This window comes from Kordia aestuariivivens, from assembly GCF_014397005.1.
Classification (GTDB): domain Bacteria; phylum Bacteroidota; class Bacteroidia; order Flavobacteriales; family Flavobacteriaceae; genus Kordia; species Kordia aestuariivivens.
Genome location: NZ_JACGWS010000025.1, coordinates 1 through 15,911 on the forward strand (window position 1 = coordinate 1; position 15,911 = coordinate 15,911).

Sequence of the window (15,911 nt, forward strand, 5' to 3'; positions counted from 1 at the left end):
GGAGGTAAAAGACTTAACTGATCTTGACAATAGGTCTTAAAAATAACTTTTCTGCTCATTCTTAAAGTTAAGAATTACTTCAAAAAATTGCAAAAAAAAAGACTGCCTTTTCAGACAGCCTCTTTTTGTTTTTACATGATATTTTATAAAAAACGTCAAGATGTCTTTCAAAAACCTAGCAAACTTTCTATTCAGTTTATATTTACTAAATTAGGTTCTTATTCACGCAACGAAACATATACAAGTCGTTGCGCATCATTCAAAAATCCCAAAAACAAAGTGAAAGAATCTAAACATACACATTATACAGGAATCGTTCAGATAATCATCTTGTTTTCACTACTTAGTTCTTGTATAAATAAAGGTTCTAAAAACAATAATCCTGTGAAGTTGCCTGAGACCAGTAATGTCAAACCTGTTGAGGTTGACAGAGACACTGTGATGCAATTACGATATACAAGCATGGTGCGCGCCATATTTGAAGACAGTAAAGGTAATTTTTGGTTTGGTAGCGAAGAAGGTGTTTGCCGATATGATGGAAAATTTTTCACATATTTCACCGAGAAAGATGGTTTAAGTAATAACCAAATCAGAACAATTCAAGAAGATACACATGGAAATATTTGGTTCGGAACGGGAAACGGAATCAGCAGTTATAATGGAAAAGAATTCATCATTCACAGCGATAAAAATCTTGAGAACTCAGTAAATCCTCAAGAGAATAAATGGAAAAAAACATTAGGTGATGTTTGGGTTAGCAATGGAGAAGACCGTACAGGTGGAATATATCGATTCAACGGACAAAACCTTTCCTATTTAACTTTCCCGGTCTTGGATAGTAATCATGACTCATTTAGCATTACAGGACCAGTTACAGGAATCAGTCAAAGTAAAGGCAACAAAGTATGGATTTCCAGTTACGGCGGTGTATTAGGCTATGATGGAAAATCTTTCATTTTCATCAACGAAAGAAGTTTTGATTATCATGTGCGCAGTATCTTTGAAGACAGCAAAGGAAATCTCTGGATTGGAAACAATGGAATTGGAGTTTTATACTATGATGGAACCAAGACGATAAACTTCACTGAAAAAATGGGGCTTAATGACAAAAATGGTCAAACAGGTGGGACAATCTCACCAAAAGGCACGCTTAACCATGTTTTTTCGATCGGGGAAGATCGCAATGGTAACATCTGGTTTGGGGATCGTGATTCTGGTGCGTGGTCTTACAATGGTAAATCACTTACGAATTACACAACCGAAAATGGACTTACGAGTATGTTTGTAAGGGCAATCTATACAGATAAAAATGGCGATTTATGGTTGGGTATGGATAATGGTGCTGTATGTAAGTTTAATGGCAAATCATTTGACAGAATTCATTAATAAAAAACGTACACACAAAAAAATGCTATTAACTCGTTCCAAACCTCACAAGTTCATGACATTAACACGTCACAAAAACATTAAAAAGCTACCGAAAATTCTTCTCGAAACAAAATAATACTTATAGTGTAGTTGAAAACAACTTAAAAAGTATACATATATGAAAACGAATAAAAAAATGAAAGTTCTAAAAGTGCACCAAAAAGAATCATTACTTGGTGGATTTAAAGTTGGTGGTTTAAACCTAAATCATAAAAGAGCAGATTGTGATGATCCAACGTGTAGCTGTTGTGATCACAAAGCACCAGTATCGCCGTCAAGATCATCTTAAAATAAGATTTATTATAATATACATATTGTCTTCATATCGTACAACTACGTGTGAAGGCAATTTTTTATGTTTATAAGTGAACGGTTTTACTGTTTGATGGCTGTAAGTACAGTATCTATTTCTTGTAGTTCGTTGTAGCCAGTCTTTGGGATTTCAATAATAATGCTTTCAATTCCGTGATCAATATAATTTTGTACATAGTTCGCTACGTCTTTGTAGCTTCCTACTAAATACGGAACATCCGAATAGCCATTCATAAAAGGCGTTAAGCTGTAAATAGGATCTTCTGCTGAACTTTTATAATTTTCGTATACTTTCTGTTTCCAAACCGAATTGGATTGCTTAATGGAAATCTGCTGTAAAATAGTGCGTTTCCGATCAACCTTACAAAAGGTAGCTAATACGTCTTGGGCTTCCTCAGAAGTTTCGCGTGCAATAATTCCAAAATGATAACTTACTTTTTTAGCACGGTTGATAGAAATCTTCGCAGCACTTTCGCCCATTTTTAATTGGATCATGTTTTTTTTCTGAATCAAGTTTTCGGCATGTTCAGAACTTCCAGCAATATGAAACACAGGTTGAAGATTTTCGGGCAGTGAACCTTTAAAAACAATATTTTCTAAGGTGTAATACGTTCCTTTAAAAGAATAGGTTTCACCTTCATTTGCGGTCAATAACTCTTGTACAATCGTGATGAACTCATCCAAACGCTTGTATTTTTCTTCTTTAGAAAGCGAATCGTTTATCTTGAGCGAATCCACAGCCGAACCGCCTGTAATGAAGTTGAGGTAAATAGGACGTTGGTAAAACGTAGACAAATTATACAAATTTCGTACTACATACAATGGATGTACAAAGCACGGATTAATCGCAATAAACGGAAGTTTAGAAGATTTTGATAATAACTCTTGTGCAAAAAACCAAGGATTTATTGGACCTTCAATAGATTCTGGCAACAATGTTCCTGAAAAATTGAGCGCGTCTGTTTGTGTGATGAAGTCCGTTAAATAATCTGCAAACGATAACTTTTCTTCAAAAATTGAATCGCGTGAAATTCCTAAAAGATTAAATACTTGTACGCTCATATTACTGTCTCCTAATTTTTCCTGTGCTCGTTCGTTCAATAGTTTCAACTTCTTTGATACTATTTGGCAACGCATAATTTGGCAACTTGCTTCTAAGATAGTTGATCAATTCAGTTTTTTGGTAATTTTTATGTGGAATAATATGTGCGATCAAACTATCATTCTTTGCGAATACCTGTACTTCTTGAATCATTTCGAAATCTAAGATTGTTTTTTCAACAAAATTGGGTGAAATTTTATAGCCTTTCACCTTCAAAAAAGATGCTTTTCGATCAATAATAGTAAGTTGATTGTTCTCAAAAACGCCAATATCTCCTGTGGCGATTTGAGTGGAATCATCCGTATAATTCACTAAAATTTCGTCATCATTTTCAGTAGCAATTTGAATAGCATAGAGCGGAAGTATCGTATATGATTTTGTATTATTTTCCAACGATGTAAATCTGTTCAGACCAATCACAGAGGGAATTTCAGAAACTCCGTAGCGAACCGAAAACGAAACATCATTATATATTTCACAAAGTGATTTCAATAAGGAATCATGAACAAAATCGCCACCAAAACCAATATGTTGTAAGTTGCTGAAATGAATCTTCTTTTTAAATACGAGCAATTGCTTATAAAAGTATGAAACGCCTTCTATTGCAGTTGCCAATACTTGTATCTTCTTGTTATTTATCAAGTGAAATACGCTAGTGAACGAAGCTTCACTCGGAATAATAATTGTGCTATTTCCTAATGTGTATTCGAGCAACGCACTAAAACCATACGAATGTGTCAAAAATGGACTAATCAAAACCTGTTGCTCGTTGCAATAGGGCATAAAATCATGCGAACGAATTGCGTCCAGACTTTTCTCAACTTGCTGAAATGTATTCCAAATCAACTTTGGCTTTCCTGTCGTTCCGCTAGAAATAAATCCGATCGAAGCTTTTTCTATAGTTTGATGATTCTCTGATTGTCCTTTTGTTTGATACGAAGTCAAATCGTTTACAGAAAACGATGCGCCTACTTTTTCTTCTTTCATTGTAATTACAAAACGGCAAGAAGCTTCACGCAATAAACTTTCTTCCAGAGTTGCATCTAGTTGAAACGGAAGTAACACAAATGATTTTTTATGCTTGATACATGACCAAATACAAAAAACGAGCAATGCCTGATTTTTTATTTTCAGCGCAATAATTTGATCACTTTCGTCAAAAAACTCTTTTTCAAAATCGTCCACAAACTGAAATAACTCTGCAAACGTATACGACGCACTTTCCGTCTGAAGATACGTTTCTGTTGGTTTTCTATTTGTTAAAAGATCATATAAATTCATGCTGTTATTTTCAACTTTTTTCTTTTCTAAAGTACAGAAAAGGTTTTTTCAACCCAAAACCCAAAACCCAAAACGTTGGGCGAAAGCGAAACACTACATTCCATTAGAAAACAAAATCTCGCACTTCGAGCAAATCGGCATTAACTCATTATTATGTGTTTCGCGGAATTTGGTAAACGTTTCACCATGCCAAACGTCTTTCATTTCGTTTTCATACAAATTCCCCATTTTAAACTCTGTGAACTTTTTACACGAAACCACATTTCCAGAAGGCATGACATCCATACGATTTGAAATTCCTAAACACGTCGCTTTACACGATGGCGCTTGTGATTTCCCTCTCAGATACGCTTCAATTTCATGCAACTCCAAATTTGGTTGAAACCGAATGCGAATGTTCCATGTTTTTTCCATGATGCGATGAATTTGCGCCAACAAATCATCATACAACTTCATATCAATATGAAAATCAAACGATTCCCAGGTTTTGCGTTTAATACGCGATTTCTCCAACCAAGAAAACTTTTCTTCATAAAAATCGTTCATCTTAGCAGATTCATCTTCAGGAATATACCAAGGAAAATTAAAGTACAAAGTATCAATTCCTTTCGATTCAAAATATTCACAGCATTCATACAAATGCGGAATGACATCTTCACTAAAAACGGCAGCAATCGAAATATGTCCTTTGTAAATTCCTTGTTGTTGCAAATCAATCAAATGATCTACATTGTCCATAATTTTCTTGAACGTTCCTTTTCCTCTGAGTTTATCGTGTTGCGCTTCCAAACCTTCCACACTGACCAAAGTTGTCAATTTATCAGAAATCTTAATCAACGAATCTATTTTCCGTTTGATCGATAAACCATTTGTACAAACCACCGTATCACGTGGATCATTTGCCAACAATTCTACCAATTCGTTCCAATAGGTATAAATCATCGGTTCGCCGCCCCATAAATAAATATGTGACTTTTTATGACGTGTTTCTTCCAGTAATTTCTTGATAATATCAATATCCAAATCACCTTGAACTTTCACTTCTTTTTTGTCTAAATGTCTGTGAAAACCAACATCATTCCATTGAAAACAATGTGTGCAACGCAAATCGCATCGATTGGTCAATTTCAAGCCAATTTCATTCGGAACTTCAGTTGCATACGTTGGATCTTTTAATCGTTCCGTATAACACTTTCGCGTGAAATCAATCTTCTCTTTCAATCGCTTTAATGCTTCTTTTTTGTATGGTTTACTACTTTTTGGTTGCATGCGTGTTATGAGTTATTGAGTAAATTTATATACGTTTTTAGAAAACATGGCGTTTCTTTTTTGATAGCAATAATCCGTTCGTGCATTTCGGTTAAAGTTGTCGCTTGATGTTCACTTTTTTGCCACGTTTCTATTGGAATTCCTAATTGTAAAGTCTCCCACAATTTTTTATTGCTATTTTCATTCTTTCCAACAGATTTTAGAAAGATCAAAGGCGTTTCTGTAATTAACGAATCCATCAAAGTCATTCCGCCAGGTTTGCTTACAATTGCGTTACTTTTAGCGAGTACGTTCAAGATTCCTGGATGTTTTTTATTGGCTTTAAATGTAATTGAATTATCTGAGTTCATTCTCCCGAAAGGAGGAAAACCATCTTCATACAACGGATTCCAGTGTGGTTTATTGGCGTGTAAAGTAGTGTTTTTAGTGTTGAAATCGACATTCAAATCGTTCACAATTAAGTTTACATGATAATTTGTGAATTGTTCGGTTGTCGTGGTAAAATCGCCCAAATCCCATCCGCCACCATGAATCGTTACGTTGTTTTCTCTTTTGAGATAGGGAACAGGTTGTATTTCTGGAATGTTCAACACATAATTGATTTTATTTTCGGAAGCAGTAAAAAACGACAAATCATTCGTGATCAATTCGGTATGTTTCGAAAGCATTCCCCAAGTTGCAGCTACTGCCGAATCTACACGGCAAGCATCAATCGTACAATTTGGATGTTGATTTTTGTACGCATGAAGCGTCTCTAACCACAATCCTGAAAAGCATAAAAAATGCGTGGAATTATTGTTTGACCATTCTTGAAAAAGTGCTTCGGTTTTCCTGATACTTAATTTTTCAGTGTACTTTACAGGAATTCTTGAGGCAATTTGTACCAAACGCACATCTTTCTTAAAAGCAGTTTTGGTACGTTCAAATTCGGAGGTTGCTTTTTCGTCAAAGAAGCGTTCAATGATATAAATATTTACGTTATAACCAAGCGCTTTCAGTTGTTCAAACAGAATCAACGCAGGAAAATAAACGCCATAACCAATAATGGATGAAACAATATTAATCGTATCCGTTTCCTTGTTTTTCATGTTAGGCTTGTTCTCGCTCGATGAATTCTCTGAGTGATTTATAAGTGAAAAACGTATCTAAGTCAATTTCTTCCAAATCGACTTCCACGCCAAAAACATTTTCAAGTTCTAAAATAAAATACATCATATTCAATGATGTCAACCCTAAATCTGTCGTCATATTCGTTTCTTCTTGAAAATCATTTGACGTAATGGTTTCGTCTAAAATCTCAGTGAGTATGCTAGCTAATTTTTCCTTCATTTCTTAAGTGTATAATTTTTCTGCGGTGTGTAATTGTGCTTCGGTATTGATAGAATACCAGGTTTTGGTGTACGTTTCAGAAGCTATTAATAATTCTTGTGCGATGAGTTGCGTCCAAACGTCATAAAAATTGTCTGCTTTTTCAGTACAATCGTTAATCTTTTTTGGGTTCAGAATTTGAATGCCCGAACCGTAAATTGGTGTTTTTTCGGTTCTACTTAAATTTATAATTTGATTGTTTTTTGTTTGAATAAAATCGCCTTCAATTCCATCCACGGGCGTCACCGGAATGAGCATGCACGTTGGCGAATTGTGTTTGAGGTATTGTGCTGAAATCCATTCGAGATCAATCTCAACAATATTATCACAAGTCAATACCAATAATGGCGCGTCTAATTGCTTTAAAAGTGTGTTGTACATCCACCAAGCATTTCCCTTTTCGTTGGTATTGAAAATGTTGTGAACACCTTCTTTAATTGCGTATTCGGCTAATTCGGCACCTTTATAACCCACCGTGATACTGATAGATTGTAAATCTAGTTTTTTTAATTGTTTCAACGAATTCCCGATCAACATGGCATTGTTAAATTGAATCATTGCTTTTGAGGTATTGGTTGTCAGAGGCATCATTCGCAATCCTCGTCCCGCAGCCATTATCAAAGCATTTGTAATCAAAATATGTTGTCGGTTGTAAAGGTTAGTAATTTCTTTAATGCGTCTTTTTCTAAGTGGTCTTGATTTTCGGTAGAGACAAAATCACCAATCGGATTTTCCACATCATGATTGTGAATCAAGAAAAATGATTCGCCACCAAGTTCTATTTTTGAAGTCGATTTTACTTCGTACGGATCAATCATTACTTCGTCAATACTTTCGCCAGCTCTTGCCGGAATCTTTTTGTAGCTTCCGCCATTGAGGTCAATAAAACAATCCAAAGCATCTTGCATAAAAACCGTTTTCATTTCTGGACATAATATTTTTCCTTTTGTATGTTCTATGTGAATCAAGCAGTTTTCAACCAAGGTTGCGGCATCATCCAAACTAAAAATAAAGCGTCGCATGTGCGCGCCAGTTGTTTCGATTAAATTGTTGTTTTCTTTCAGCATTTTTTCCCAAATCGGAAATACAGAACCTGTGGACCAGGCAATATTCCCAAACCGAACACAAGCAAATTTTGTCTTTTCATCATTATTCATGAGAATGAATAACTTTTCCATGACACGTTTGGACAAACCGTAAAACGAATTGGTTTGGGCACTTGCTTTATCTGTAGAAATTCCGATCACGGTTTCTACATTGTGTTCAATAGCAGCTCTAGCAACATTTTGTGAACCTTTGATGTTAATGTCTAAACATTCGTTGGGAAACTGTTCTGCTAAATGCACATATTTTGTCGCTGCCGCGTGAATAATAATGTCTGGTTTTGTGAGCGATAAAGTTTCGCGTACAGCATCCATATTGGTAATATCCATTGGAATTACTTCACAATTCAACACTTTTCGGACGCGTTCATTCAAGTAATTATTCCGCCCACAAAGCACCACATGATAGTGTTCTTTGAACTTTCGTGCTAACGCACGACCCAAAAAACCAGTTCCGCCTGTGATTAGAATTTTCTTCATAAATGAATTATAAGTTTTCTTTGAATTTTAAAATACGTTGATACGATTCGTCAATGCGTTTCTCTGAAATTTCACCGTCAGCAATCATCTTTTTGACAATATCAATGATATCTTTTGGAAGAATCATATCGCGTCCTTTCATTGGAATATGGTTTGAAAACATCAACACATCTACGCCCGCATGAATCGCCATTTGAATCGATTTCTCAAATCCAAATTGATCAGCAATTGCTTTCATTTGCATATCATCTGAAAAAATTACGCCGTCAAAACCAAGATCGCCGCGTAAATAATCGGTCATAATCTTTTTAGAAAGTGTTGCAGGTAATTTAGAATCGTCCAGTTTTTCGTTTACAATATGCGCAGTCATAATTGCGTCTACATTTCCTTCATATAACAATTTGATATACGGAAAAATTTCTTTCTGTTGCCAATATTTGCTCACATCAGTTACATTGTAATGTGAATCTTCTTTCGAATTTCCATGTCCCGGAAAATGTTTTATAACCGTTTTTACATTAAAATAACGATGACTCAAAATCACTTGTCGCGCATGTTTGATAATGTCTTCTGGATTTTCAGAAAACGCACGATGATTTTTTCCAATTGGTGGATTGTCTGCATTATCAACATCTAAAACGGGCGCATAATTTACATTAATGCCCAGTTCTAATAGGTTGTGCGCAATAATATCACTGTAATACTTTGTCGTGTCAACATCATCAACTTCGCCTAAATATTTTGCTGAAACCGTTTTTGGAAACCCATATTTTTGCTTCAATCGGTTTACTTTTCCGCCTTCTTCATCAATACTTACTAACAACGGAAGGATTTCATCTTTTCGAAGTGTTGCTATTAATTTTTTTAAATTTTCAACCGAATTCAGCTTTGTGATATTCTTTTCATAGATCAAAACACCGCCCAATTTCTGCGCTTTAATATCGGCTAGAATCTTATTGTCAGATCGTATTTCGGTATCACTTCCAATACCCAACATGATCATTTGACCAATTTTAATATCGAGACTATCCGTTTTTGTTTCTTGCGAAAAGCTTGTGTTACAAACAAAAAGAAAGGATATAATAATAACTGTTATTTTCAATTTCATGTACTACTATTTTTTAATTGCTTCAATGGTTTTGTCTCCGTCTTGATCGAACTTATGGTATTGTTCCACCACAAAATTGTCGTAAAAAAAGCAATATGCCAATTCACCATTTTTGTGAAAAAATAAAATAACCCGATCGCTAAAACATTGCTCGTCACCAACTTTATAATTTATTCTATACTTAACATAAAATATGCCACCAGTTTTAAAGTACTCACGTTCTACCTCTTCATTGCTCTGGTAAATAGCATTTTCATGGGGAACACGCATTTTGAATACTTTTTCAAATTGTACTTTCAATTTTGGTTCGCAAGAATCTATTTGAACGATTTTCATTTTGCTTGACGAAATATTTTGTGCGCTATAAACAAGAGGAAATCTATATTTATAAGGAGATTTTATACTTGTTAAATCGAATATACGGTAAAAAAGATGAAATAAAAAGAACAACAAATAATGTCTAACAAAGTATTAACATATCCATGAAGTATCGCGTAAGCAAACTAATCACAGCTTTTTTAAAATAACATAGGGGAATTTTAAATTTTAAATTGTTTTATTCTAAACAGCGATGATTTAATCGCTTGAAAAATAAAGTATTAAAAACTTTATTTCGCACGCAACTAAAAGATGTTTCAGCCATCTACTTTATACAAACCTAACCTAAAGAGTATGAAAATTCAAAAACTTATCTTGATATTACTCGCAATTTCTTTTTTTACTTCTTGTGAAAAAGACAGCGAATCAGCTCCATTAGCAGAAAGTAGTGTTTCTGGTAAATTCTTAGCACCAAACGATCTTGATCCTATTGTAAACGGAATTATTACTGCAAGTAAAGACGGAACAATTGTTTCTGAAACAATTTCAGGAATAGACGGAAGTTTTACATTGACAAACTTACAAGCCGGAACGTATGAATTAGCATTGCAAAAAGGATTATTCAGTTCGGCACGAACAGTAGAAGTCGCAGAAGATGATGATATAACACTTCCAAACATTCCAATTGAAGTATTTCCTCGAATTGGTGTTGTCACAGGAAGTTATGACAATATTGAATCTGTATTGTACGATATTGGTTTGGTAAATCCGTTTACACAAGAACCATTATTTGACATTATTCAAGGAACTGGCTTATTAAGACCTTCAGGAAATGCAGGTCATCACGGACACAATCATGGAAATGATCCTGGAATATTTTTACCTGAAAACTCTACAAATTTACAACCAAATGTAGCCTATACTTTTGCAGACTTAGTAGCTTCGCCAACGTTGTTAGCGCAATACGATATTCTCTTTTTAAACTGTGGATTAAACGAAGGCTATACTGAATTCAACGGAAACATATTTGACTATGTAAACAATGGCGGAATCTTATACGCAACCGATTGGGCTTTTAAATATGTTGAAGGAATTACAGGCAATGGACAACAATATATCGATTTCTTAGATGAAGAAAAAAGCGGGCAATCAGTTTCAACAAATGCAACTATTTTTGATCCAAATTTAATTGCTTGGTTGCAAGTAAATTTCAACATTACGATAGATAATAATGATACAGTATTACTTGACGAATTTTTACCAGCATGGCAAGTAGTAGATAGTGCAAATGATGCAACTGTCATAAGTTGGTTCAACGGACCAGTAACTTACAGAGACGTAGCTGGTACAGAAATTACAGAAAATAAAGACTTGGCTTTTACATTTATAGTTGGAAACGGCGGCGTGTTTTACTCTTCATTTCATACGGAAAATCACGACGACGGATTTAGCACAGTAGACAGACTTTTAGAATACTTAGTATTTGAATTGTCTTCGCTGTAACAAATGTAAATTAATTAGAAAAGCCTGAATGTTCTTTCCATTCAGGCTTTTTTGTTAGTGAAACTCAATTTTGAAAAGCTTGTGCTGAACTCGATTCAGTATCTAAGACGCATTCAAAATTCTAAGTTGAACTAATCCCGCTGCATAGCGGGATCTTAGGTTTATATCAATTTTATACATATAACTATTTCGACACTCTCAGTAATTTCTAATTTCGAAAATACGCTTGGCGCGAATGACCTCGTAAAAAAGCGAAAAAGGTAGTATCTTTGTCAGCAATTCAGGTAAGTTTCGTCTTATCGAAAGAAATAAGTGAAAAGAAAAAAATGAAACGAGTAATAGTAGGACTTTCAGGTGGTGTAGATTCAAGTGTAACTGCATATCTTCTCAAAGAACAAGGATATGAAGTTATTGGACTCTTCATGAAAAACTGGCACGATGATTCGGTGACCATTTCTGACGAATGTCCATGGTTAGAAGATAGCAATGATGCCTTGATTGTTGCAGACAAACTTGGAATTCCATTTCAAACCGTAGATTTAAGCGAACAATACCAAGAACGTATCGTTGATTATATGTTTAACGAATACGAAAAAGGACGTACGCCAAATCCGGATGTTTTATGTAATCGTGAAATAAAATTTGATGTATTCATGAAAATCGCCTTGGATTTAGGTGCAGATTATGTTGCAACAGGTCATTATTGCAGAAAAGAAACGATTGAAAAAGAAGGAAAACAAATTCATAGATTGCTAGCTGGAAAAGACGATAACAAAGATCAATCATACTTTTTGTGTCAACTTTCACAAGAACAACTAGAAAAAGCATTATTTCCAATTGGTGAAATGACAAAGCCAGAAGTACGTGAAATTGCAGCAAAAGCAGATTTAATTACTGCCGATAAAAAAGATTCGCAAGGATTATGCTTTATCGGAAAAGTAAAATTGCCTGACTTTTTACAGCAACAATTGCAACCAAAAGAAGGTGTCATTGTAGAAGTTCCACAAGAAAAAGAAAGCTATCACAAAATAGTACCTGAGTTTACAAGCAAAGCAGAAGAATTGGCGTTTTATGCTGAAAAATACACCTACCAACAAACTGATGGAAAAGTAGTAGGAAAACATCAAGGTGCGCATTATTTTACCAAAGGGCAACGAAAAGGCTTGGCAGTTGGCGGAACCATAGAACCGCTATTTGTGATAGAAACTGACGTAAAAGAAAATATAATTTATACTGGACAAGGAAAATCGCATCCAGGATTATACCGACGTACCTTATTTGTAAAAGATGATGAATTGCATTGGGTTCGCGAAGATTTGGCGTTGCAGCCAGACGAGTCTATGGAAGTGATGGCGCGAATTCGCTACCGTCAATCGCTTGAAAAAGCATTGATATATAAAATTGACGGCGGCATGTATGTAGATTTTGAAAATCCGCAAAGTGCCATCACAGAAGGACAATTTGTAGCTTGGTATATTGAGGACGAATTAATTGGTTCTGGAGTCATCTCATAATTGAAATTTTAATTCCTGAAACCTTAAAAAAATACTATGAAAAAGTTAATCGTATTAGGAATCTTATTCTTTACACAATTCAGTTTTGCACAAACCGAACATGCTTGGATTTATTTTACAGATAAACCTGATGTAGCAAATTCGTTGGCAAATCCGATAACGATTCTAACGCAAAAAGCAATCGATCGTAAAGTAAATCATGGAGTTGTCATTGATGAACGCGATATTCCTGTAAACGAATTGTATATCACGCAAGTGAAAGCACAAACAGGAATTACAGTCAAAGCGAAATCAAAATGGTTCAATTGTGTACATGTTTTAGGAACGCAAACTGATATTAATGCGCTGTTGAATTTGGCTTTTGTCAACCAAATTGTATATGCAGATCGATCATTAAACGTATCAAGTAGACCTTCTGCAGTAGCGCAAATAGAAAGAACTGTGGAAAAGTTTGAAACCTTAGTGATGTACAACTATGGTGATGGTTCCAATCAAGTAGGAATGATCAAAGTTGACAAGATTCATGAGGCAGATTATACAGGTGAAGGTGTAACAGTTGCCGTATTAGATGGCGGTTTTACGAATGTAAACACTATGGCAGCTTTTCAGCGATTACGCGATAATGGCGATTTGCTAAATGGCTATGATTTTGTAGATCGAACTTCGGATGTGTATTTATATACAGGAAACAGTCACGGAACCAATGTATTGTCAGATATGGCAGGTTATATTGATGGGCAATTTGTAGGAACTGCGCCAGATGCAAGCTATTATTTATTCAGAACAGAAGATGCAGCAACTGAAACGCCTGTGGAAGAATCGTATTGGGTAGAAGCTGCGGAACGCGCCGATAGTTTAGGTGTTGATGTAGTAAATACATCGTTGGGTTACAATACTTTTGACGAAAGTAAATACGATTACACAATTGCAGATATGGACGGAAATACGACCTTTATTACCAAAGGTTCTAACATCGCTGTTGAAAAAGGATTATTGATTGTAAACTCTGCTGGAAACTCTGGAAATGATCCAGCTTGGGGAATTATCACTGCGCCGGGCGATGGAAACGGTTTCACAATTGGAGCTGTGAACGGAAGTGGAAATTATGCTTCGTTTAGTTCGCGTGGACGCACACCAAACATTCCTGTAAAACCTGATGTGGTAGCGCAAGGTGAAAGTGTATATGTCGTAAGTTCGGGAGGAAATGTAGAGCTTTCAAATGGAACATCTTTTTCTTCGCCAATTATTGCGGGAGGAATGGCGTGTTTGGTACAGGCATTTCCAAACAAAACCAATTTGGAATTGATGCAACTCGTACGCGAATCAGCTTCTATTTATGCAAACCCAACGATACAATTGGGGTATGGAATTCCAGATTTTGAATCGGTGATTTTAACCTTATCCGTTGCAGAAAATAGGAGTGAAGCTACAATTCAAGTCTTCCCAAATCCCGCGAAAGCGATCGTACAAATAAAATTACCAGAAGGTTTTGAAAATGCAACCATTACCGTTGGAACTTTAGTAGGGAAAACGGTAAAAACATACACGACAAACACAACATATAAAAACATTGATATTAGTGAATTGGCTTCTGGAATGTATCTTTTACGCATTGAGGCAAACGGAGTACAATTTACCAAAAAACTCATAAAACAATAACGAATGACTTTGTTCGCACAGAATAGAATTACACAATTATACAATATAAAATATCCAATAATTCAAGGTGGAATGATTTGGGCAAGCGGCTGGCGATTGGCTTCTGCGGTCAGTAATGCTGGCGGTTTGGGTCTAATTGGCGCAGGTTCTATGTATCCAGATGTATTGCGCGAACACATTCAAAAATGTAAAAAAGCAACCGACAAACCGTTTGGTGTAAATGTTCCGATGTTATATCCGAATATTGAAGAAATCATGAATATTATTGTGGAAGAAGGCGTGAAAATTGTCTTTACTTCTGCGGGAAATCCTAAAACGTGGACACCTTTTTTAAAGGAAAATGGAATTACCGTAACACATGTAGTAAGCAGTTCAAAATTTGCATTAAAATCTCAAGATGCTGGCGTACATGCTGTTGTTGCTGAAGGTTTTGAAGCTGGTGGACACAATGGACGCGAGGAAACAACGACCTTAACTTTAATTCCAATCGTAAAAGAACAATTAGAGATTCCTTTGATTGCAGCTGGCGGAATTGGAAGTGGAAAAGCGATGTTAGCCGCAATGGTTTTAGGAGCAGACGGCGTACAAGTTGGAAGTCGTTTTGTGGCAACCGAAGAGGCTTCATCACACATAGAATTCAAGAAAAAAGTAGTCGAGGCCAAAGAAGGAAGCACCAAATTGATGTTGAAAGAATTGGCGCCAGTTCGGTTACTGAAAAATAAATTCTACGAAGATTTAGAAGAATTATACACCAAAGCTCCAAGCGTGGACGAGCTCAAAACTTTACTAGGAAGAGCACGCGCAAAACGCGGAATGTTTGAAGGCGATTTGGTAGAAGGCGAATTGGAAATTGGACAAGTTTCTGCGTTAATTCACGAAATCAAACCTGCAGCAACTGTGGTTAGTGATATGGTTTCTGAATTTGAGCAAAGTGTGAATTTGATTAAAAATAAATTCTAAAAAAATGAAATCAACCGAACAATTTCTAAGTGTACATCCAGTATTAGCGGTAAAAGATGTGTTGGCGTCTATCGGATTTTACGTTCATAATTTGGGGTTTACGCTTGCGTTTGCAGATGATGCGAAAGATCCGAAATATGCTGGAATTCGAAGAGGAAATGTCGAAATTCATTTGCAATGGCATGATGCTTCCGAATGGGAACACACTGTTGATCGTCCGATGTTACGCTTTTTAGTTTCAAACACGGCTGACTTGTTTGAGGAATACAAAAACAAAGGAATGTTTCACGCACAAACATCTCTTAAAGAAACCGCTTGGGGAACCAAAGAATTTGCTTTTTATGACTTAGATAAAAATGGTTTGACGTTTTATGAGGATGTTTAATTATCTTCATTAGTTGTATCATTCTCATCATCAGATTTTGGGAAATTTTTGTACAATCGGAAGCCTAATCTCGCAAATAGGAGTACAGCAATAATGATAACGATATTTAGACCGTCCATAA

Annotated in this window: 17 protein-coding genes; 7 read left to right on the plus strand and 10 right to left on the minus strand. The window is 35.5% G+C overall.

What is annotated here, in order from left to right; genetic code table 11:
• Positions 1 to 279: 279 nt before the first annotated feature.
• Positions 280 to 1,386: a ligand-binding sensor domain-containing protein gene (locus H2O64_RS23530; protein WP_187564701.1), complete on the plus strand. Its 1,107-nt coding sequence runs from the start codon at positions 280 to 282 to the stop codon at positions 1,384 to 1,386.
• A 160-nt stretch (positions 1,387 to 1,546) separates the two neighbouring features.
• The gene (locus tag H2O64_RS23535; RefSeq protein ID WP_187564702.1) at positions 1,547 to 1,717 is read left to right on the plus strand and encodes a hypothetical protein; all 171 of its coding nucleotides are present in this window, start codon (positions 1,547 to 1,549) and stop codon (positions 1,715 to 1,717) included.
• A gap of 86 nt (positions 1,718 to 1,803) precedes the next feature.
• Here the strand turns inward: H2O64_RS23535 and H2O64_RS23540 are convergent, their stop codons facing one another.
• From H2O64_RS23540 to H2O64_RS23580, 9 genes are all read right to left on the minus strand, one after another.
• Entirely contained in the window at positions 1,804 to 2,802 is a 999-nt protein-coding gene (locus H2O64_RS23540) for an LLM class flavin-dependent oxidoreductase (RefSeq protein ID WP_187564703.1), read from the minus strand.
• Position 2,803: 1 nt separating this feature from the next.
• Positions 2,804 to 4,123, minus strand: coding sequence for an AMP-binding protein (locus H2O64_RS23545; RefSeq protein ID WP_187564704.1), 1,320 nt, complete (start codon positions 4,121 to 4,123; stop codon positions 2,804 to 2,806).
• Between the two features lie 93 nt (positions 4,124 to 4,216).
• The gene (locus tag H2O64_RS23550) at positions 4,217 to 5,392 is read right to left on the minus strand and encodes a radical SAM/SPASM domain-containing protein (protein ID WP_187564705.1); all 1,176 of its coding nucleotides are present in this window, start codon (positions 5,390 to 5,392) and stop codon (positions 4,217 to 4,219) included.
• Positions 5,393 to 5,397: 5 nt separating this feature from the next.
• Entirely contained in the window at positions 5,398 to 6,480 is a 1,083-nt protein-coding gene (locus H2O64_RS23555) for a glycosyltransferase family protein (protein WP_187564706.1), read from the minus strand.
• Position 6,481: 1 nt separating this feature from the next.
• On the minus strand, positions 6,482 to 6,721 hold the full coding sequence (locus H2O64_RS23560; RefSeq protein ID WP_187564707.1) for an acyl carrier protein: 240 nt from the start codon (positions 6,719 to 6,721) through the stop codon (positions 6,482 to 6,484).
• Between the two features lie 3 nt (positions 6,722 to 6,724).
• The gene (locus H2O64_RS23565) at positions 6,725 to 7,375 is read right to left on the minus strand and encodes a nucleotidyltransferase family protein (protein ID WP_187564708.1); all 651 of its coding nucleotides are present in this window, start codon (positions 7,373 to 7,375) and stop codon (positions 6,725 to 6,727) included.
• Between the two features lie 17 nt (positions 7,376 to 7,392).
• Positions 7,393 to 8,343, minus strand: coding sequence for an SDR family NAD(P)-dependent oxidoreductase (locus tag H2O64_RS23570; RefSeq protein WP_187564709.1), 951 nt, complete (start codon positions 8,341 to 8,343; stop codon positions 7,393 to 7,395).
• Positions 8,344 to 8,350: 7 nt separating this feature from the next.
• A complete protein-coding gene (locus H2O64_RS23575; protein ID WP_187564710.1) occupies positions 8,351 to 9,451 on the minus strand; it encodes a glycoside hydrolase family 3 protein in 1,101 nt (366 codons plus the stop codon).
• A 6-nt stretch (positions 9,452 to 9,457) separates the two neighbouring features.
• Entirely contained in the window at positions 9,458 to 9,787 is a 330-nt protein-coding gene (locus H2O64_RS23580) for a hypothetical protein (RefSeq protein ID WP_187564711.1), read from the minus strand.
• Positions 9,788 to 10,123: 336 nt separating this feature from the next.
• Here H2O64_RS23580 and H2O64_RS23585 point away from each other — a divergent pair, with 336 nt between their 5' ends.
• From H2O64_RS23585 to H2O64_RS23605, 5 genes are all read left to right on the plus strand, one after another.
• Positions 10,124 to 11,272, plus strand: coding sequence for a carboxypeptidase-like regulatory domain-containing protein (locus H2O64_RS23585; RefSeq protein ID WP_187564712.1), 1,149 nt, complete (start codon positions 10,124 to 10,126; stop codon positions 11,270 to 11,272).
• Between the two features lie 326 nt (positions 11,273 to 11,598).
• The gene (gene mnmA / locus H2O64_RS23590; protein ID WP_187564713.1) at positions 11,599 to 12,786 is read left to right on the plus strand and encodes a tRNA 2-thiouridine(34) synthase MnmA; all 1,188 of its coding nucleotides are present in this window, start codon (positions 11,599 to 11,601) and stop codon (positions 12,784 to 12,786) included.
• Between the two features lie 36 nt (positions 12,787 to 12,822).
• Positions 12,823 to 14,445, plus strand: coding sequence for a S8 family serine peptidase (locus H2O64_RS23595; RefSeq protein ID WP_187564714.1), 1,623 nt, complete (start codon positions 12,823 to 12,825; stop codon positions 14,443 to 14,445).
• 3 nt (positions 14,446 to 14,448) lie between these two features.
• Positions 14,449 to 15,405 (plus strand): NAD(P)H-dependent flavin oxidoreductase, encoded by a 957-nt coding sequence (locus H2O64_RS23600; RefSeq protein WP_187564715.1) that lies wholly within the window; start codon positions 14,449 to 14,451, stop codon positions 15,403 to 15,405.
• Positions 15,406 to 15,409: 4 nt separating this feature from the next.
• Positions 15,410 to 15,790: a VOC family protein gene (locus H2O64_RS23605; protein WP_187564716.1), complete on the plus strand. Its 381-nt coding sequence runs from the start codon at positions 15,410 to 15,412 to the stop codon at positions 15,788 to 15,790.
• Here H2O64_RS23605 and H2O64_RS24270 read toward each other — a convergent pair.
• Entirely contained in the window at positions 15,787 to 15,909 is a 123-nt protein-coding gene (locus tag H2O64_RS24270) for a hypothetical protein (protein ID WP_262890664.1), read from the minus strand. The genes H2O64_RS23605 and H2O64_RS24270 overlap by 4 nt on opposite strands.
• Positions 15,910 to 15,911: the final 2 nt, after the last annotated feature.